20 protein-coding genes and 1 pseudogene are annotated in these 18,458 nt (G+C 61.9%); 10 read left to right on the top strand and 11 right to left on the bottom strand.

All coding sequences use genetic code 11. The annotated features are described in order from the left end of the window. Positions 1 to 2: 2 nt before the first annotated feature. From nuoE to EOE18_RS14425, 6 genes and pseudogenes are all read right to left on the bottom strand, one after another. Positions 3 to 671 carry an NADH-quinone oxidoreductase subunit NuoE gene (gene nuoE, locus EOE18_RS14450; protein WP_127710769.1) on the bottom strand — a complete coding sequence of 223 codons (669 nt, stop codon included), beginning with the start codon at positions 669 to 671 and terminating at the stop codon, positions 3 to 5. Further along, positions 671 to 1,021 (bottom strand): nuclear transport factor 2 family protein, encoded by a 351-nt coding sequence (locus EOE18_RS14445; protein ID WP_127710767.1) that lies wholly within the window; start codon positions 1,019 to 1,021, stop codon positions 671 to 673. Before EOE18_RS14445 ends, nuoE begins: the two co-directional genes overlap by 1 nt. After that, positions 1,018 to 2,232: an NADH-quinone oxidoreductase subunit D gene (locus EOE18_RS14440; protein WP_127710765.1), complete on the bottom strand. Its 1,215-nt coding sequence runs from the start codon at positions 2,230 to 2,232 to the stop codon at positions 1,018 to 1,020. The genes EOE18_RS14445 and EOE18_RS14440 overlap by 4 nt, the downstream gene beginning before the upstream one ends. A gap of 14 nt (positions 2,233 to 2,246) precedes the next feature. Further along, positions 2,247 to 2,858: pseudogene (locus tag EOE18_RS14435) on the bottom strand (NADH-quinone oxidoreductase subunit C); the annotation flags it as partial. A gap of 11 nt (positions 2,859 to 2,869) precedes the next feature. Then, entirely contained in the window at positions 2,870 to 3,424 is a 555-nt protein-coding gene (locus EOE18_RS14430) for a NuoB/complex I 20 kDa subunit family protein (RefSeq protein ID WP_127710761.1), read from the bottom strand. Further along, positions 3,421 to 3,807, bottom strand: coding sequence for an NADH-quinone oxidoreductase subunit A (locus EOE18_RS14425; protein WP_246027467.1), 387 nt, complete (start codon positions 3,805 to 3,807; stop codon positions 3,421 to 3,423). Before EOE18_RS14425 ends, EOE18_RS14430 begins: the two co-directional genes overlap by 4 nt. A gap of 255 nt (positions 3,808 to 4,062) precedes the next feature. On the opposite strand from EOE18_RS14425, the gene EOE18_RS14420 reads away from it, so the two are divergent. Then, positions 4,063 to 5,256 (top strand): thiolase family protein, encoded by a 1,194-nt coding sequence (locus EOE18_RS14420; RefSeq protein WP_127710757.1) that lies wholly within the window; start codon positions 4,063 to 4,065, stop codon positions 5,254 to 5,256. 57 nt (positions 5,257 to 5,313) lie between these two features. Here EOE18_RS14420 and EOE18_RS14415 read toward each other — a convergent pair whose 3' ends face one another. Then, on the bottom strand, positions 5,314 to 6,408 hold the full coding sequence (locus EOE18_RS14415; RefSeq protein ID WP_127710755.1) for an NAD(P)/FAD-dependent oxidoreductase: 1,095 nt from the start codon (positions 6,406 to 6,408) through the stop codon (positions 5,314 to 5,316). A 243-nt stretch (positions 6,409 to 6,651) separates the two neighbouring features. Between EOE18_RS14415 and EOE18_RS14410 the strand changes: the two genes are divergently transcribed. The 7 genes from EOE18_RS14410 (at position 6,652) to EOE18_RS14380 (ending at position 13,883) form a co-directional block, all read left to right on the top strand. Beyond that, positions 6,652 to 7,137, top strand: coding sequence for an A24 family peptidase (locus tag EOE18_RS14410; protein ID WP_246027466.1), 486 nt, complete (start codon positions 6,652 to 6,654; stop codon positions 7,135 to 7,137). Positions 7,138 to 7,236: 99 nt separating this feature from the next. Beyond that, positions 7,237 to 8,316 carry a Flp pilus assembly protein CpaB gene (gene cpaB / locus EOE18_RS14405; RefSeq protein ID WP_127710751.1) on the top strand — a complete coding sequence of 360 codons (1,080 nt, stop codon included), beginning with the start codon at positions 7,237 to 7,239 and terminating at the stop codon, positions 8,314 to 8,316. Further along, positions 8,316 to 9,929, top strand: a complete 1,614-nt coding sequence (locus EOE18_RS14400; protein ID WP_246027465.1) for a type II and III secretion system protein family protein — start codon at positions 8,316 to 8,318, stop codon at positions 9,927 to 9,929. Before cpaB ends, EOE18_RS14400 begins: the two co-directional genes overlap by 1 nt. 11 nt (positions 9,930 to 9,940) lie before the next feature. Further along, positions 9,941 to 10,585, top strand: coding sequence for a CpaD family pilus assembly protein (locus tag EOE18_RS14395; RefSeq protein WP_127710749.1), 645 nt, complete (start codon positions 9,941 to 9,943; stop codon positions 10,583 to 10,585). A 3-nt stretch (positions 10,586 to 10,588) separates the two neighbouring features. Then, entirely contained in the window at positions 10,589 to 11,869 is a 1,281-nt protein-coding gene (locus EOE18_RS14390; RefSeq protein WP_127710747.1) for a pilus assembly protein CpaE, read from the top strand. A 35-nt stretch (positions 11,870 to 11,904) separates the two neighbouring features. Beyond that, complete coding sequence (locus tag EOE18_RS14385; protein WP_127710745.1) at positions 11,905 to 12,879, top strand: type II secretion system F family protein; 975 nt, start codon at positions 11,905 to 11,907, stop codon at positions 12,877 to 12,879. Positions 12,880 to 12,896: 17 nt separating this feature from the next. Continuing rightward, the gene (locus tag EOE18_RS14380; RefSeq protein ID WP_127710743.1) at positions 12,897 to 13,883 is read left to right on the top strand and encodes a type II secretion system F family protein; all 987 of its coding nucleotides are present in this window, start codon (positions 12,897 to 12,899) and stop codon (positions 13,881 to 13,883) included. On the opposite strand, the gene mtnP is transcribed toward EOE18_RS14380, so the two are convergent. Further along, positions 13,884 to 14,753: an S-methyl-5'-thioadenosine phosphorylase gene (mtnP, locus tag EOE18_RS14375; RefSeq protein ID WP_127710741.1), complete on the bottom strand. Its 870-nt coding sequence runs from the start codon at positions 14,751 to 14,753 to the stop codon at positions 13,884 to 13,886. A 106-nt stretch (positions 14,754 to 14,859) separates the two neighbouring features. Between mtnP and EOE18_RS14370 the strand changes: the two genes are divergently transcribed. Then, a complete protein-coding gene (locus EOE18_RS14370) occupies positions 14,860 to 15,486 on the top strand; it encodes a glutathione S-transferase family protein (protein ID WP_127710870.1) in 627 nt (208 codons plus the stop codon). A 44-nt stretch (positions 15,487 to 15,530) separates the two neighbouring features. Here EOE18_RS14370 and EOE18_RS14365 read toward each other — a convergent pair whose 3' ends face one another. Together EOE18_RS14365 and EOE18_RS14360 are read right to left on the bottom strand one after the other, a co-directional pair. Then, positions 15,531 to 16,166 (bottom strand): CoA transferase subunit B, encoded by a 636-nt coding sequence (locus EOE18_RS14365; RefSeq protein WP_127710739.1) that lies wholly within the window; start codon positions 16,164 to 16,166, stop codon positions 15,531 to 15,533. Next, complete coding sequence (locus EOE18_RS14360) at positions 16,166 to 16,876, bottom strand: CoA transferase subunit A (RefSeq protein WP_127710737.1); 711 nt, start codon at positions 16,874 to 16,876, stop codon at positions 16,166 to 16,168. The genes EOE18_RS14365 and EOE18_RS14360 overlap by 1 nt, the downstream gene beginning before the upstream one ends. A 306-nt stretch (positions 16,877 to 17,182) precedes the next feature. On the opposite strand from EOE18_RS14360, the gene EOE18_RS14355 reads away from it, so the two are divergent. Further along, on the top strand, positions 17,183 to 18,052 hold the full coding sequence (locus EOE18_RS14355) for a LysR family transcriptional regulator (RefSeq protein WP_127710735.1): 870 nt from the start codon (positions 17,183 to 17,185) through the stop codon (positions 18,050 to 18,052). Here the strand turns inward: EOE18_RS14355 and EOE18_RS14350 are convergent. Further along, complete coding sequence (locus EOE18_RS14350; RefSeq protein WP_127710733.1) at positions 18,049 to 18,453, bottom strand: dihydroneopterin aldolase; 405 nt, start codon at positions 18,451 to 18,453, stop codon at positions 18,049 to 18,051. The genes EOE18_RS14355 and EOE18_RS14350 overlap by 4 nt on opposite strands. Between the last annotated feature and the right edge of the window lie 5 nt (positions 18,454 to 18,458).

The raw sequence follows: 18,458 nt of genomic DNA, 5'->3' as shown, positions 1-18,458 counted from the left end.
ACTTACCACTCCCCCCGATAATCGTGATTTTCCGAAACCATTGCGGTCAGGTTCGACAAAGCTCCGGCCGGTTCCACCGTGTGGCGGCCCGGTTCCTGCGTGCCGGTCTTGGGGCTTTCGCCGCGAGCCAGCGCATCCAGAACAGCGTCCAGACGCTCGGCGGTCAGATCCTCGTAATTGTCATCGTTGATCTGGACCATAGGAGCCGAGGCGCAATTGCCCATGCATTCCACTTCGGTGAAGGTCCAAAGACCATCTTCCGAAACGCCGCCGGTGGGCATCTTGCGCTTCTTGCAAGCCGCGATCAGATCATCCGAACCGCGCAGCATGCAAGGCGTGGTGCCGCAAACCTGCACGTGGAACTTACCCACCGGCACGAGATTATACATCGTGTAGAAGGTAGCCACTTCGATCACGCGAATGATCGGCATGTCAAGATAGGCAGCCACATATTCCATCACGGGAATGGGCAGCCAGCCCTGCGTTTGCGTTTCCGCGCCGACCTGACGCTGGGCCAGATCGAGCAAAGGCATCACAGCCGAGCGCTGACGCCCTTCGGGATAGCGCGCGACAATGACCTTTGCCTTTTCGGCATTTTCCACCGTCCACGCGAAAGCGCCCCAGCGGGCGCGCAATTCCGGCGTGTCCGGATAAAGGTGACGATCAGCCATTAGCGGATGAACTCCACACGGGCGCACTTGTCGCCCTCGAAAGAATAAACGGCGATGACTTCAAACGGCTCGACCAGTTCCGAACCATCCGTTGCCGGACCGCGCGTGACATATTCGCGGAACAGAACATAATTGCCGATCGCCTGCTTCTCGCGGATTTCGGCATGGTTCTGCGGCCATTTGGCAAAGGCTGCGGCCAGACCCGTGCGGGTGCCTTCCTTGCCTTCGCGTACCACAGCACCGCGATAGCCCGCTTCGCAGGCATCATCGGTCATGTAGGACACGTAAAGGTCGGCATCCTGCGCGTTATAGGCCGCGATCATCGCCTCGGCAGTAGCTAGATGGCTCACCGGTCGCACTCCCCGAACACGATATCCATCGCGCCCAGAATGGCGGTGATGTCAGGCAGCATATGGCCACGGGTCATGAAGTCGATCGCCTGCAGATGGCTGAAAGCCGTCGGGCGGATCTTGCAACGATAAGGCTTGTTCGAACCGTCCGAGACCAGATAGACACCGAACTCGCCCTTGGGGCTTTCGGTGGCCACATAGACTTCGCCGGCGGGAACGTGGAAACCTTCGGTGTAGAGCTTGAAATGGTGGATCAAGCTTTCCATCGACTGCTTCATCTCGCCACGCTTGGGCGGAGCAACCTTGCGGTCCAGCGCCATCACGGGGCCCTGCGGCATGTCCTTGATGCACTGCTTCATGATGCGCATCGACTGGCGCACTTCTTCCACACGGCACATCATACGGTCATAGCAGTCGCCGCTCGTGCCCACGGGAACATCAAAGTCCACGCGGTCATAAACGTCGTAAGGCTGGCTCTTGCGGATGTCCCAGGCAATACCCGAACCGCGCAGCATCGGGCCGGAGAAGCCCCAGGCCAAAGCGTCTTCCTTGGTCACAATGCCGATATCGACATTGCGCTGTTTAAAGATGCGGTTGTCGGCAAACAGGGATATCGCGTCTTCGTACAATTCGGGCATGCGCTTATCCAGCCAGGCCGAAATGTCGTCGATCAACTTCTGCGGCACATCCTGATGCACGCCACCCGGACGGAAATAGGCCGAGTGCATACGGGCGCCCGAAGCGCGCTCGAAGAAGTTGAGGCAATCCTCGCGGATTTCGAACATCCACAGCATCGGGGTCATGGCGCCAACGTCCATCACGGCCGAGCCGATGTTCATCATGTGGTTGCAGATGCGGGTCAGTTCCGCAAACAGCACGCGCAGATATTGCGCACGAAGCGGCACTTCCACATTCAGCAGCTTTTCCACCGCCAGAACGTAGGAATGCTCCATGCCGAGCGGCGAACAATAGTCCAACCGGTCGAAATAGGGCAAAGCCTGCAGATAGGTCTTGTGCTCGATCAGCTTTTCGGTGCCGCGGTGCAGCAGGCCGATATGCGGATCCAGACGGGTCACAATTTCACCGTCCAGCTCGGTCACCATGCGCAACACGCCGTGGGCGGCGGGGTGCTGGGGGCCGAAGTTGATGGTGTAATTGGTGATGATTTCATCGCCAGTGGTCGGCGATTCCTCAAGAACGAGTCCGTTCACTTGGAAGCTCCTTCCGCCTTCTCGTCGCCGGGCAGGACATAATCAGACCCTTCCCACGGCGAGGTGAAATCGAACTGGCGCAGATCCTGCGCCAAACGCACCGGCTCATAAACCACGCGCTGTTCCTCAGTGGAATAGCGCAGTTCCTGATAGCCCGTGAGCGGGAAGTCCTTACGGAACGGATGACCTTCGAAACCATAGTCGGTCAGGATGCGGCGCAGGTCGGTATTGCCGGCGAAAATAACGCCATACATATCGAACACTTCGCGCTCCAGCCAACCGGCCACGGGCCACAGACCGGTGACGGTCGGCACGGGCTTGGCTTCGTCGGTCGAGGTCTTGACCAGCAGACGATGGTTTTTCGTCAGCGAGAGCAGCATATAGACCACCTCGAACCGCTCATCGCGATCGGGATAGTCGGCGCCCGCCATCTCCATCAATTGCTGATATTCATGCTCATCGCGCAGGATGCGCAAGGCATCGACCACGCTATCGCGCGCCACGGTGAGGATCACCTCGCCACGCGCCTCGACAGCAGAGACCAGCTTGTCACCCAAAGCGGCGGTCAGCGTATCAATGACGCCTTCGTTCGACGACCAAGTCGGGGCGGAATGCAAAATAGCCATGATGCCTCCCCTTAACGCTCGATCGTGCCGACGCGGCGGATCTTACGCTGCAACTGCATGATACCATACAGCAGCGCCTCGGCGGTCGGAGGACAGCCGGGCACGTAAATATCCACGGGCACGATGCGATCGCAACCGCGCACCACCGAATAGGAATAGTGGTAATAACCACCGCCATTGGCGCAGGAACCCATCGAAATCACCCATTTGGGGTTCGACATCTGGTCATAGACCTTGCGCAGCGCGGGGGCCATCTTGTTGCACAGCGTACCGGCAACAATCATCACGTCCGACTGGCGCGGGGAAGCGCGCGGAGCAGCACCGAAGCGCTCCATGTCATAACGCGGCATGTTGACGTGGATCATTTCCACAGCGCAGCAAGCCAGACCAAAGGTCATCCACCACAGCGAACCGGTACGCGCCCAATGAAAGAGCTCTTCCGTCGAGGTGACGAGAAAGCCCTTGTCGGACACTTCGGCCGAGAGGTCATTGAAGAACGCCTGATCCGGTGGGACCAGGCGACCATTTGCGGCCATGATAGGCTCAAGAGAGGTATTGTTGCTCATTCCCAGTCCAGAGCTCCCTTTTTCCAGGCATAGGCGTAACCGATGATCAGTTCCGCAAGGAACACAATCATGGTGAGCCAACCCGCCCAGCCGGTTTCCTTCAGGCTGACAGCCCAAGGGAACAGGAAGGCGGCTTCCAGATCGAAAATGATGAACAGGATCGCCACCAGATAGAAACGCACGTCAAACTGACTGCGCGGATCTTCAAAGGCGGGGAAACCGCATTCATATTCCGACAATTTGTCCGTTTCCGGCTTGTAAGAGCCGGTCAGACGCGAAACCAAGATGGGCAGGAAAACAAATGCCGACGAGAGCCCAAGGGCAACGCCCAGGAAAATCAGGATCGGCAGATATTGCGCCAGTGTATGCGAAAGGTCGACCAAGAGCTGACTCGCAGTGTTAAGTTGATCTTTTCCGGCCCTAGTCCGGCTTTCGCCCATGCGCAAGTGCCCGTTGGCCCCAATCTGTGCAGGAGCGAAGGCGCAAGGGCATTATCTTTGCGAACGCCTCGCAATAGCATGGATTGCAAGGAATTTTAGCAAGTGTTTCGACGCAGATTGCGTTTAGTGCATTGCAACACTATCTCTTAAATCGAGGTTGGGGCCGGCAGGTGTGCCCCAACATTTGGGAGCCTAAAAATGGCGCAAATTTCTGCCAATGATCCAATTGTTATCCTCTCTTATGCCCGTACCCCGATGGGCGCGATGCAGGGCGCATTGTCCGATGTGCCCGCCACCGAACTTGGCGCAACGGCTGTAAAGGCCGCTGTCGAGCGTGCTGGCGTAAACGGCGAAGATATTGAGCGGGCTTACATTGGCTGCGTGCTTCCCGCAGGTCTGGGTCAGGCTCCCGCGCGTCAGGCGGTGATCAAGGCCGGTCTGCCCAAGTCGGTGCAGGCCACCACGGTGAACAAGGTTTGCGGCTCGGGCATGCAGACGGTGATCATGGCTTCGGAAGCTCTGGCCGCCGGCAGCCTTGATTTCATCATCGCGGGCGGCATGGAAAGCATGACCAACGCACCCTATCTGCTCAAGAAGCACCGCTCGGGCGCGCGTATCGGTCATGACACCGCCTATGACCATATGTTCCTCGACGGTCTGGAAGACGCCTATGAAGGCGCAGCCATGGGCAGCTTCGCGCAGGTTACCGCCAATGATTATGGCCTGACCCGCGAGGAAATGGACGCCTATTCGATCGAATCCCTGACCCGCGCGCAGGCTGCGGTGAAGGAAGGCCGTTTCGCGGACGAAATCGTGCCGGTGGTCATCAAGACCCGCGCGGGCGAAACCATTGTCGATACCGACGAATCGCCTGCCAAGGGCCGTCCCGACAAGATCCCTACCCTGCGCCCTGCCTTTGCCAAGGATGGCACGATCACGGCGGCTTCCTCCTCCTCGATCTCGGATGGCGCCGCCGCCATGGTGCTCAGCCGCCAGAGCGTGGCCGAGGCCAAGGGTTTGAAGCCTGTCGCCGTGGTCAAGGCTGTCGCCGCCCATGCCCATGATCCCAAGCTGTTCACCACCGCTCCGGTGGGCGCCATTCAAAAGGCGCTGGATCAGGCTGGCTGGACCGTGGCCGATGTCGACCTGTTTGAAGTGAACGAAGCCTTTGCCTGCGTGGCCATGTTCGCCATGCGCGATCTGGGCCTTGACCATGCCAAGGTCAACGTCAATGGCGGCGGCACCGCGCTGGGCCACCCGATCGGCGCTTCGGGCGCGCGCATTCTGGTGACGCTGATCGCGGCGCTCAAGGCTCGCGGGCTGAAGAAGGGCGTGGCCGCGCTCTGCATCGGCGGCGGCGAAGGCACGGCGGTGGCGGTTGAACTCGTCTAACCTCTGCCCTGTTTGTTAAAGGAAACGCCCCGTCAGCCATGGCGGGGCGTTTTCGTATCAGCGACTGAAACGTTTGGGATCAAAGGGCGTAGGATCAACCTCCCCCGCCTCCATCCCCAGCAACAGCCGCGCCGCCATATGGGCGGCAGCCGGCGCGGTCTGGATGCCAAAACCGCCCTGCCCCGCGCACCAGAAGAAGTCCGGCACATGTGCGTCCCAGCCATAGGCGGGCACCCGATCCGGCGCGAAACTGCGCAGCCCTGCCCAGCTATGCTCGACACGCTCGACCTGCCAGTCCACCACCTGTTCAAACCGGTCGATGGCGATGGCCACATCCAGTTCCTCTGGCGCTGCATCGCAAGGCGGCACGGCGCGCTCGTCATGCGGGGTCAGCCATAGGCGGCCCGCCTCGGGCTTGAAGTAAAACGTGCCTGACACATCCATCACCAACGGCAGATCAGCCTGTGCCTGCGGCGTCACGCGGATCTGGGCCATGGTGCGCAACAGGGGCTGAATACCCAAAGGCTGCGCCCCTGCGGCCACGGCCACCTGATCGGCCCAAGCCCCCGCCGCATTGACCAGCACCCCGCAACGCAACTCGCGCCCATCGCGCAGGGTCAAAGCCCAAACACCGCACTCACGCCGCGCCGCCGCCAATTCGGCGCGACAGACCAATTCCACCCCGCCCTTGCGCGCCTGCGCCAGATAATGCTGGTGCAGCCCCGCCACATCAATATCGCGGCACGAAGCCTCCCAAGCGCCTGCCACCCATTGCGGATCAAGCCCCGGAACCAGCGCCGCCATCGCACCGCGATCCAGCGGTTCCAGCGCCACACCGCAAGCGGCAAATTCGGCGACAAAGGACTCTAAAGCCGCCACCTCACCTTCCCGCGCCAGATGCAGCCCGCCCCGCTGCCGCAAAAAGCCAAGCCGTTCCAGCTCCGGCCCCGATGCGCTGGTCAAAGGCTGGACCACCGGCCCGCCATAGGTTTCCTGCCAGAAAGCCGCGCTGCGTCCCGTGGCGTGGTAGCCTGCACGGTCCTCCGCCTCCAGCATCACCACGCTGCCCGTGCCCAAACGCGAAAGTTCCGCCGCCAGCGAAGCGCCCGCCATGCCTGCGCCGATAATCGCAATATCGTAATGCTCTTTCATCGCGCGCGACCCAAGCCTTATCCGTCAGCGCGGTCAAGACCATCGCGCGGGCAAAAACCGAATCGGGCGCGAAACTATCACAAAGACATCCCGCCCAATCAGCTACGCGAATATACAGAAGTGATCGGAAAGGCCCTTTCGCGCCATTTTACGGCAATTGGGGGCATCCAAGCCAAAACTTGGTTACTTTTTGCTAATCCCTTGTCGCTAACAATGGCCCTCAGACGGAACATGAGGGTTTCCATGCAAGGTGTATCATTGGTTTACGGATTGCTCGGCGCTTTGGCGCTGGCGCTGCTCGTGGCCGCCTATACCGACATTCGCCGCCGCCAGATCGACAATGCGCTCAATCTGGCCATTGCCGCAGCGGCGCCTGCCTTCTGGTGGGCAAGCCGTTGGGGTTGGGGCGATATTGCATGGCAACTGGGTCTGGCGCTGGCCGCGCTGGTGGTGCTGGCCGGGCTGTTTGCCATCGGCGCCATGGGTGGCGGCGATGTCAAGCTGCTGGTCGCGCTGGCCCTGTGGACCCCGCCCCTGCCCTTTGCCCAGCTGCTGCTGGTGATGGCGGTGGCGGGCGGCATCCTGACGCTGGGCATGGGGGCATGGCATGTGGCCAAACGCCGCCGCGACAGGCTGGCCATACCCTATGGCATTGCCATTGCGGGCGCAGGCCTGTGGGTAATTTGGGCCTACCAGATCCCTCTGGCAGCCCATGCAGCCACCTCTTGAACCTATCTTAACCAATTAACCGGATAATTCCGGCCCATATACCAAGCGCGGACTCTGTCGAAAGTAAACGCGCAAAACCGCAAGGGGGCTGTTAAAGCCATGGAACGTAAGAAGCTGATGCTGTTGTTGGGGGCGACGGTTATGGCCGTGGCGACGGCGATGGCCGCCCGCAGCATGCTGAGCAACAATGGCGCCGCCCCTGCGGTTCAGGCCGCCTTGCCGGTTGCGCCCCGTGGACCGCGCGTGTTGGTGGCCCAGCGCGCTCTTGGCCCCGGCACGATCATCACCGCCGATGCAGTCACTTTTCAGGACTGGCCGCAGAACATGGTGGGCAACGCCTATCTGGTCGATGGCGCGGTGGATATGAACAAGCTGATCGGCACCGTGGTGCGTTATCCGATCACCGCTGGCCAGCCCTTGACGCAAGGTGCGCTGGTGGCACCGGGCGATCGCGGCTTTCTGGCGGCGGCACTGGGCGCAGGGATGCGCGCCGTCACCATCACCGTTTCGGAAAAGAGCGGCGTGGCCGGTTTCATCTTCCCCGGCGACCGCGTGGACGTGATGCTCACCCAGTCGATCAAGGGGTTGAGCGATGCCCAATCGCTCAACGTCACCGAAACCGTGCTGCGCAATCTGCGCGTGCTGGCCACGGACCAGTCGACCGAGAATGAAACCGCCAATGGCAAGACTTTGGTGCGCACCTTCCACACGGTCACTTTGGAAGTAACCCCCAAGATCGCCGAGAAGATCGAAGTGGCCCAAGCGGTCGGTGCGCTCAGCCTGACTTTGCGCCCCTTGGCCGATGGCGCCAATGATCTGGACCGCGCGGTGGCGCAGGGCGCCGTCAAACTGCCCGCAGGCGCAGACCGCAAGGACGAGGAACGCGCTCTGGCCTTTGCCATGACCCGCCCGCAGGACACCGGCAGCAGCCTGACCACCGGCGGCGACATCTCGCGCTTCCAAAGCCGCAGCCTGCCCACGGCTGCTCCGGCGCAGGGTCTGGCCCATGCCGGTGGCGGTATGGCACCAGCCGCGACAGCTCCCGCCCGCCCGCGTGGCGATGCTTTCGGCGTGCGCGTCACGCGTGGCAAGGAAACCCAGACCGTATCCTTCTCCGGCGCTTCGACCCAAGCTAGCGGCGCCCCTGCCAACCTCGGTTTTGATCAGGGGAGCCACTAATGACCCGCTGCCTTTCCACCCTTCTGGCTGTTTCCTCGCTGGCCATGGCTGCCCAGGCCCTTGCGGCCGCTCCTGCCAAGCACAAGCCCGCCGCCCGTATGCCGCTTGTGACCAAGAGCATGGCCAGCAAGGCCCCCGCCAACCAGCCGGTTTTCAATCCCGCGACCAGCGCGGTGGCGATCACCCGCCCCAGCGGCGAAGTGCTGCTCTCGATCGGGCGTGGTCAGCTGATCACCCTGCCCTCGGCCATGAAGGATGTGTTCATCGCCGATGACAAGGTCGCCGATGTGCAGGTCAAGTCCAAGAGCCAGCTCTATATCTTTGGCCGCAGCGCGGGCGAAACCACGCTTTATGCCAGCAATGCCACCGGCCAGATCATCTGGTCCGCCACTTTGCGCGTGGCCAGCAATATTGACAGCGTGGACCAGATGCTGCGCGTGGCCATGCCGGACGCCCGCATCACCGTTTCCACCGTCAGCGCGGGCACAGTGCTGCTGACCGGCATGGTGGGCGCACCCGAGGACGCCGCCGAGGCGCAGCGTCTGGTGCAGGCCTATCTGGGCAAGGACAGCAATGTCATCACCCGCCTGAAAACCGCCACCCCCTTGCAGGTCAATCTGCAGGTCCGCATCGCCGAAGTCAGCCGTTCGATGACCAAGGTGCTGGGCACCAATCTGACGGCCGTTTCCAGCAACAGCGGTGGCGTGCTGTTTGGCGTGGCGCGCGGCAATAATCAGGGCACGATCACCAATCCGCAAGGCGTTGTGCTGAGCGATGCCGCCACCGGCACGATTACCAAGGCCCCCACCATTTACAACATGGCGGGCAATCTGGCCAATTCCACGGCCATCGGCATTGGAGCCAAGGTACTGGGCATGACCCTGCTTGGCTCGTTGGATGCCGGTGAACAGATGGGGCTGGTCACCACGCTGGCGCAACCCAACCTGACCGCTCTGTCGGGTGAAACGGGCGAGTTTCTGGCGGGCGGCGAATTCCCCATCCCCATTTCCTCGGGCCTTGGCACTGTATCGGTGGAATATAAGCGCTATGGCGTCAGCCTGAGCTACACCCCCACCGTGCTGGCCGACGGCCGCATCTCCCTGCGCGTTCGCCCCGAAGTGTCGGAATTGTCCAGCGACGGCGCGGTCACGCTCAACGGTTACACGATCCCGGCGCTCACCACCCGCCGCGCCGAAACCTCGGTGGAACTGGGTTCGGGCCAGAGCCTGATGATCGGCGGATTGCTGTCGAATAAGGCCAATAACACGATCCAGAAAATGCCGGGCGTGGGCGATATTCCCATGCTGGGCAGCCTGTTCAAATCCACCAATTTCCAGCGTGGCGAAACCGAGCTGGTGATCGTGATCACCCCCTATCTGGTCAAGCCGGTCAATGATGGCGAGATCAAGCTGCCCACCGACGGTTTCCAGAACCCCGACGATATCCAGCGCATCTGGGGCAATCAGGTCAGCGATGGCGTGACCGGCGGCAGCCGCGCGCTGCCCAGCGTCGCACCGGAAAAGGTCGAGCCCAAAGCCGCTCCGGTGAAGGTCGGCCTGTCCGATCCGAAATCTGCCCCCAATGCAGCCGCCCCCGGCTTCAGCCTGAATTGAGCGAGACCAGCATGGCCCACCGCAAATCCTCCCTTCTCGTTCTGGCCCTCCCGCTGATGCTGGCTGCCTGTGGCGGCCTGCCCACCAACCGAGCCTTGACCAGCGTCCACCAGCCGGTCGTGACGCATAATGCCTATGCGCTGGATCTGACCACGGGCCCAGGCGGCCTTTCCGCTGGCGAGGCCAAGCGTCTGGATGGCTGGTTCGAGGCGATGAACCTGCGTTATGGCGACCGTATTGCCGTGGATGATCCCTTGCACAGCGAAGCCGTGCTGGCCGCTGTGGCCGATGTGGCCGCGAGGCGCGGTATTGCCATCAACCGCCAGCCCGCCGTCCACGAAGGCTTTGTGCAGGCAGGCAGCGCCCGCGTGGTGCTGACCCGCGCCGCCGCCAGCGTGCCCGGCTGCCCGGACTGGAACGCCAATGCCGAGTTTAACCCCCACAATGCCACCAGCACCAATTTCGGCTGCGCGGTGAATGGCAATCTGGCCGCGATGGTCGCCGATCCGGAACATCTGGTTTCGGGCGCACGCGGCAAGGGCCAGACCGTGGTGATGACCAGCAACAAGGCGATCGACGCCTATCGCGCGGCCAAGCCCACCGGCGAAGGTGGCACGCTGACCCGCAAGGTCTCGACGCAAAGCGGAGGCAATTAAGCGATGAACGCTCCATGGCGCCCCGGCCGCAACCCCGACCGCGACAGTTTTGCCGCCTATGTCAACGACGATGCCACCATCGATGTGCTGCGCCCCCTGGCCGCAGACTTTGGCTGGGCACCGGAAAAATGCCTGAAGGGGGGCTTACGCACCGCGATCCAGTCGCTGGCCGTCACCTCCAGCCCCACCATCCTGGTGGTGGACCTGTCCGAATGCCACGATCCGCTGGGCGATATCGCCTCGCTGGCCGAAGTATGTGAACCGGGCACGGTCGTGATCGCCATTGGTACCATCAATGATGTGCGTCTCTACCGCGAATTGCTGGCCAGCGGTATCCATGATTATCTGTTGAAGCCGCTCTCGGCCTCGATGATGCGCGATTCGCTGTTGCAGGCGCAGGCCGTGCTGGCCGCGCCGCGCGACGGCGAACGCAGCCATCCGCATCTGTCCACCGCGATCATCGGCACGCGCGGCGGGTCGGGTGCTTCCACGCTGGCCACCTCGCTGGCATGGATCTTTGCCCATGATCACCAGCACCCCACCGCCTTGCTCGATCTGGACATCCATTTCGGCACCGGCGCATTGGCGCTTGATCTGGAACCGGGGCGCGGGCTGGCTGATGCTATCGAGAACCCCGCCCGTATCGACAGCCTGTTCATCGAACGCGCGATGATCCGTGCGGAGGACAATCTCTCGCTGCTATCGGCCGAGGCGCCGATCAATCAACCGCTGATCACCGATGGCTCGGCCTTTCTGCGCCTGCAGGAAGAGTTCCGTGACGCCTTCGAGATGACGGTGATTGATCTTCCACGCAATGTCTTGATCAACTTTCCTCATGTGTTGAGTGAAGTGAATGTGGTCATTCTGGCCACCGAATTGACACTGGCGGGGGCACGCGACACGATCCGCATCCTGTCTTGGCTCAAAGCCAACGCCCCCCATGCCCATGTGATGGTGGTGGCCAACAAGGTTCTGGCAGGCACCAATGAAATCAGCCGCGCCGATTTCGAAGCCTCGATCGAACGCAAACTGCTGCACGCCCTGCCCTATGACGCCAAGGGTGCGGTCCATGCCTCCAAGCTGGGCCAGACCTTTGCGCAGGCCAATCCTACCAGCAAGGCGGGCACGGTGATGCGCGAAATGGCCCAATCGGTGCGCGCGCTGATCGAACAGGATGCCGCCCCCGACGGGATGCAGGGCACGCCTGCCAAGGCATCCTTGCTGGGCAAGATCGACTGGAAGGCTTTGCTGGGCCGCAAGGAAAAAGCGACCCAAACGGCGTGAACGGCGGATTACGGGTAAAAGGGCAATAAGCAGCCATGGACATATTCCAGCTTTTGCTGATCACCATTGGACTTGCCGCAGGGCTGGGTCTGGTGGTGCTGGCCATGGGCGGCGGTTCTCCCGACAAGGAAAGCGCGCGCCGCCTGCAAAGCCTGCGCCTGCGCCACACCGATGATGCCGGTGCCAAGGCCGAGGCCCAATTGCGCAAGGCCCTGTCCCAGCGCCGTGGCAACACCGCCGCTGCGCTGGCCGATGCCAACAGCCGCACCGCCGCCCTGATCCAGCGCCTGCATCGCAGCGGCAAGGGCTGGACCCTACAGCAATTTCTGCAGGGATGCGGCGGGGTTGCGCTGGTGGTGGCCTTGGTGGTTTGGCTCAAAAGCGGTTCGCTCCCGCTGGGTCTGGCGGTCGGTCTGGCCGCAGGGGCAGGCATTCCGCATCTGGCGCTGAACTATCTGATTTCCAAGCGCTCCGCCGATTTCAACGCCAAATTTGCCGATGCCATCGAACTGATCGTGCGTGGCCTGCGCTCTGGCCTGCCCGTGTCGGAAACCCTCTCGATCATCTCCACCGAAATCCCCGGCCCCGTGGGCGAGGAATTCAAGCTGGTGTCCGAACGCATCCGCATTGGCCGCACGATGGATGAAGCCTTGCAGGAAACGGCAGACCGTCTGGCGATCCCTGAATTCAACTTCTTCTGCATCAGCCTGGCCATCCAGCGCGAGACGGGCGGCAATCTGGCCGAAACTTTGGCCAATCTGTCGGACGTGCTGCGCAAGCGTAACCAGATGAAGTTGAAGATCCGCGCGATGAGCAGCGAATCCAAGGCCAGCGCCTATATCGTGGGCGCATTGCCCTTCATGGTGTTCTTCATGATCTACATGGTGAACCCGCTCTATCTGGCTGGTTTCTTTGTCGACACGCGCCTGATCATCACCGGCCTTGGCGGTCTGGTCTGGATGGGCATCGGCGTGTTCATCATGGCCAAGATGGTCAGTTTCGAAATCTGAACGGGGGAGAGGAACCCATGCAAACCACCCCCCTGATTTTCGGAATGCAGCCCACCACGCTGGGCACGTTGCTGGCGCTATTTGCGGGCGCGATGATGCTGGTGTCGATCTGGCTGGCGCTGGGCGTGCGCGATCCGATGACCAAGCGCGTGAAAGCGTTGAACGAGCGGCGCGAGGAATTGAAGGCGGGCATCGTTGCCCATACGCCCAAAAAGCGCACCTCGATCGTCCGCCGCAGCGAGACAACCGACACGATCCGCGCCATTCTCGACAAGTTGAAAGTGTTGCAGGACAGCCAATTGGCCGAAGCCCAGCAAAAGCTGGCGCAGGCGGGCATCCGCAACAAGGAATGGGCCGTGGCCATCATCTTTGGCCGCATGGTGGCGCCGATCATTCTGGGCGGCACGGCGGCCATCTTCATCTATGCTCTGAATGAATTCCCCGAATGGTCTGATTTCAAGAAATTTCTGGCCTTCGCCGCCATGGTGATCGGCGGCTATAAAGGCCCGGACATCTATGTGCAGAACATGGTGACCAAGCGCACCGATGCCATCCGCAAGGGCCTGCCCGATGCGCTGGACCTGTTGGTGATCTGCGCCGAGGCGGGCCTGACCGTGGACGCTGCCTTTCAACGCGTGGCGCGCGAACTCAACCGCGCCTATCCCGAATTGGGCGAGGAATTCTCGCTGACGGGTATCGAACTGTCCTTCCTGACCGAAAGGCGGCAGGCGTTCGAAAATCTGGCCTATCGCGTGGCGCTGGATTCGGTACGCGGGGTGACCACCACCATGATCCAGACCGAGCGCTACGGCACGCCTCTGGCCAGCGCCCTGCGCGTGCTGTCGGCTGAATTCCGCAACGAGCGTATGATGCGCGCCGAGGAAAAAGCCGCCCGCCTGCCCGCGATCATGACCGTGCCGCTGATCCTGTTCATCCTGCCGGTGCTGTTCATCGTCATTCTGGGTCCGGCATCCTGCTCGATCGCCGACGCTTTCAACAAATAATCAGCGCAACACCCGCCCCGCCACCGCGTCCAGCATCGCCATCATGCGGGAATCGCGCGCGGCGGGCGCGGTGGCCAGCGCTGTATCCAGCGTGGTGTCAATCGGGCTGGCCACGCGTTCAGACGGCAACAGCGCGGCAAAGGCCCGCACCGCTTCGCGCGCCAAGGCGGCATTGGCCTTCATGATCGCAAAGACCTCCGCCGCTTCGACGCCCGCCGCATCCTCGCGCCATGCGTCATAATCGGTAACCATCGCCAACATCGCATAGGGCAGCTCCGCCTCACGCGCCAAACGGACTTCGGGAAAGGCGGTCATGCCGATCACATCCGCGCCCCATTGGCGATAGAGGCGGCTTTCGGCGCGGGTGGAAAATTGCGGGCCTTCGATGGCGACATAGGTTCCGGTAGGATGCACCATCCCGCCTGCCTGCCGCGCGGCCTGTATCAACAGCTCCGCCAAGCGGGGGCAGACCGGATCGGCAAGGCTGACATGGGCCACCAATCCGGGGCCAAAGAAACTGCCCACGCGCCCCTGCGTGCGGTCGATCAATTGGTCTACCGCCACAAATTGCCCCGGCGCATAGGCCTCCTGCAAGGAACCGACAGCCGATAGCGAGAGCAGGTCCGTCACGCCGCAACGCTTTAACGCATCAATATTGGCGCGGAAATTGACCGCAGAAGGTGGCAAGGCATGACCCCGACCGTGGCGCGGCAGAAAGGAGAATTTGACGCCACCCAGCCAGCCCTGCGTCACCGGACCACTGGGCGCGCCGAACGGGCTTTCCACGGCAATCTCCTGCGCGTTGTCCAGCCCCAGCCCTTCGGCCAGCCCCGAACCACCGATCACGCCAATGTGCCAAGAACGAGCCATTTCCTTCATCTCCCGTGCATCCTTCATCGCGCAATCTGCGCAAACCTCTTGCCAATGCCGCAGGCCTTGGAGAATAATCAAATTCTAACAGGAGCTTATGACCGTGATGCAACTCATCGGCCAATATGACAGTCCCTTTGTCCGGCGCGTGGGCGTTGCCCTCATGCGCTATGGCATGGATTTTGACCATGTGCCTTTTTCGGTGATGGGCGATGGCGAGAAATTCGCCCAGTTCAACCCGCTCAAACGCGTACCAACGCTGGTGCTGGACAGCGGGGAAGTGCTGACCGAAAGCGGCGCGATCCTTGACTATCTGGACGAAACCCATGGTCGCAACCGCGCCTTGATCGCGCAGGATGGCCGCGCCCGCCGCGCCGCATTACAGCGAATCGCGCTGGCCACCGCCATTGCCGACAAGGCGGTCGCCTATTTCTACACCAAGCGGTTTGGCGGCGAAGTAGACCCATGGTTTGCCGCAAGATGCGAGGAACAGATTATCACCGGCCTGCACGCCTTGAACATCCACTGCGCGGATCGGCATGGCAATTGGTGGTTTGGCGCCGATCCGGGCCATGATGATATTGCGGTCGCCTGCGTGGCGCGCTTCCTGTCGGAAGCCTATGCGCCGCTGGTCCGATTATCGGATTATCCCGATCTGGAGGACCATTCCCGCCGCGCGGAAAACCTGTCGGAATTCATCCAGATCCAGCAGCCGTTTCTGGCGCCTGCCTAAGAGCCAAGGGCCGGAGAAGGAAGTCCCGCTCCGGCCCCGTCAACTTAATCGACGTAATGCGCCGTGGTCTTGGCGCGCACTTCCTCGGCGGTAACGCCGGGGGCCAGTTCGACCAGCTTGAACGGGCTGTCATGGTCGGGCCGCTGGAACACGGCCAGATCGGTGACGATCATATCCACCACATTGCGCCCCGTCAGCGGCAGGGTGCAGGCGGGGATGAATTTCGCGCTGCCATCCTTGGCATTATGCTCCATCACCACGATGATCTTTTTCACGCCCGCGACCAGATCCATCGCGCCGCCCATGCCCTTGATCATCTTGCCGGGGATCATCCAATTGGCAATGTCGCCATTTTCCGACACTTCCATCGCGCCCAGCACGGTCAGGTCAATATGCCCGCCACGGATCATGGCAAAGCTCTGCGCGCTGTCGAAATAGGCCGAATGGGGCAACTCGCTGATCGTCTGCTTGCCCGCATTAATCAGGTCCGCGTCAATCTCGTCGGCATAAGGGAAAGGGCCGATGCCCAGCATGCCGTTCTCGCTCTGCAGCGTCACGGTCAGGCCTTCGGGCACATGGTTGGCCACCAAAGTGGGAATGCCAATGCCAAGGTTCACATAAAAGCCGTCCTGCAGCTCGCGCGCGGCGCGGGCGGCCATCTGGTCACGAGTCCAAGCCATTATGCCTGCTCCCTTTCGCGTACAGTGCGGAATTCGATCTTCTTGTCATAAGGCGCGCCCAGCACGATACGCTGCACATAGACGCCGGGCAGATGGATCGCGTCGGGGTCCAACTGGCCCGCCTCGACGATTTCTTCCACTTCCACCACCGTCACCTTGCCGGCGGTGGCAGCAGGCACGTTGAAATTGCGCGCCGTCTTGCGGAACACCACATTGCCGGTCGTGTCGGCCTTCCAGCCCTTCACAATGGCCAGATCGGCGAAAATGCCCTGCTCCAGCACATATTCCTGACCGTCAAACACCTTGGTTTCCTTGCCCTCGGCCACCAGAGTGCCAACGCCCGTCTTGGTGTAAAAGCCCGGAATGCCCGCACCGCCCGCGCGCAGACGCTCGGCCAAAGTGCCCTGCGGGGTAAATTCCACCTCCAGTTCACCGGCCAGATACTGGCGCTCGAATTCCTTGTTTTCGCCCACATAGGACGAAATCATCTTCTTCACCTGCCGCGTGCGCAGCAGCTTGCCAATGCCTTCATTGTCGATACCGGCATTGTTGCTGGCAAAGGTCAGATCCTTCACGCCGCTGGCCTGAATCGCATCGATCAGCCTTTCGGGAATACCGCAAAGGCCAAAACCGCCGCTGGCGATCAACAGGCCATCCCGCAACAAACCTTCCAGCGCCGCTTCGGCACTGGGGTAAATCTTGCTCGCCATAAAACTCCCTCTCGCTGGGACTGTATTTGCGGCGCAACCTATCGCGGGAAATTCATGTGTTCTAGTGATAGTTTTTTTGGTTTATTGATAGGGGATGGTGATGAATTATGCCTCCGGCGGGCAAAGGGCGGGGGCCCTTTGCAATCCCATTAATGGAATGCGCTGAGATGGAATTGTCGCGCATGGTTGAAGCGCCGCAGGCTTTTAAAGCCGCTTCGCGGAAGGGCTAGGCAACCGCAGCTTTAATACCCAACCCCATATCGGGATTGCAAAGGGCCCCCGCCCTTTGCCCGCCGGAGGCAAACCATGAACCGCATCGCCCTCTACCACCTCGAAACCCTGCTCTGGATCGCGCGGCTTGGCACATTTGCGGCGGCGGCGGAAAGGCTGAACACCGCGCAGCCCACCATATCGGCGCGGGTGCGCGAACTGGAGGCGCAGATCGGCTACCCCTTGTTCCGGCGCGAAGGGCGGCGGATGCTGCTGACGGTGCGGGGGCGGCAATTGGTCAGCGATTGCGAACCTTTATGGGCCGCGCTGGAACGCACTTTGGCCGCCGATGGCCTGTCGGGGGCGCGGGGTATCGTGCGGATCGGCACGGGGGAGATAGCGGCGGCTTCCTGCCTGCCCGAATTTGTCGCGGCGGTGGAACGCGATTTGCCCGGTGTCACGCTGGACATTGGCATCAGCCTGACCGCGCAATTGCTACAGGACCTGCTGGGCGCGACCTGTGATCTGGTGCTACTGGCGGGGCCTGTGGCAAGTCCGGGCGTGCGCACCGCCTCGATTGGCGCTGTAGCGCTGGAATGGCTGGGCGCGCCTGCTACAGCCGCCGCCGTGGCGCAGGGCAGCCAACCGCCAGTATGGTCGCTGCCGCGCCACTCGCCTTTGCACCAATTGATGCTGGCCGCGATGGAGGAACGCCCCTCCCCGCCGCCCGCCATCCGCACCTGCAACAATGTCCGCACCTTGATCGATATTGTCGCCGCGGGCCAAGGGGTCGCCCTGCTGCCCGAAGCCATGACGCGGGAGGCCTTGGCCGCTGGCCGCCTCGCCCGCGTCTGGCCCAGCCCCAAGGGGCGGATCGAATTTCAGGCCGCCATCCGTGCAGAGGAAAGCGACCCTGTGGTGCTGGAACTCTTCCGCCGCGCCAGCCTGTTGCGCATGGACGGTTAAAGCGACCTCACCGTCACGCTGACCGAAGCCAACCCATTATCCACCGCCTCCGGCTTGTCGATCCGCACGCGAGCCCAACGCACCACGCCTGCCTCGCGGCCAAAGGACAGGCAGGCCACGGCCAATTGGCGCGCAAAACTCTCGATCAGATCGATATGTTCGCGCGCCAATTGCTCGGCCGCCGCGCCAATGGCGCGATAATCGACCGTATCCTCCAGCCTTTCCACCGCGCCGCAACCCAGACCCAGCTCGGTCCAGATCACCAGAGGTTGCCGCCGCCCGATCTCGCCATGGTTGACGCCGACGGCTGCCATCACCTCGAAACGGTCCAGCCGAACCACGGTTTCCTCCACCACATAGGCAGCAGAAACCGCAGGGCGCAGCGCAGCCAGCGCGTCCATCACGC

This window comes from Novosphingobium umbonatum (genome assembly GCF_004005905.1).
GTDB lineage: Bacteria > Pseudomonadota > Alphaproteobacteria > Sphingomonadales > Sphingomonadaceae > Novosphingobium > Novosphingobium umbonatum.
Note: the sequence above shows the minus strand (reverse complement) of the source record. Positions and strands in the feature narration are given on the sequence as shown.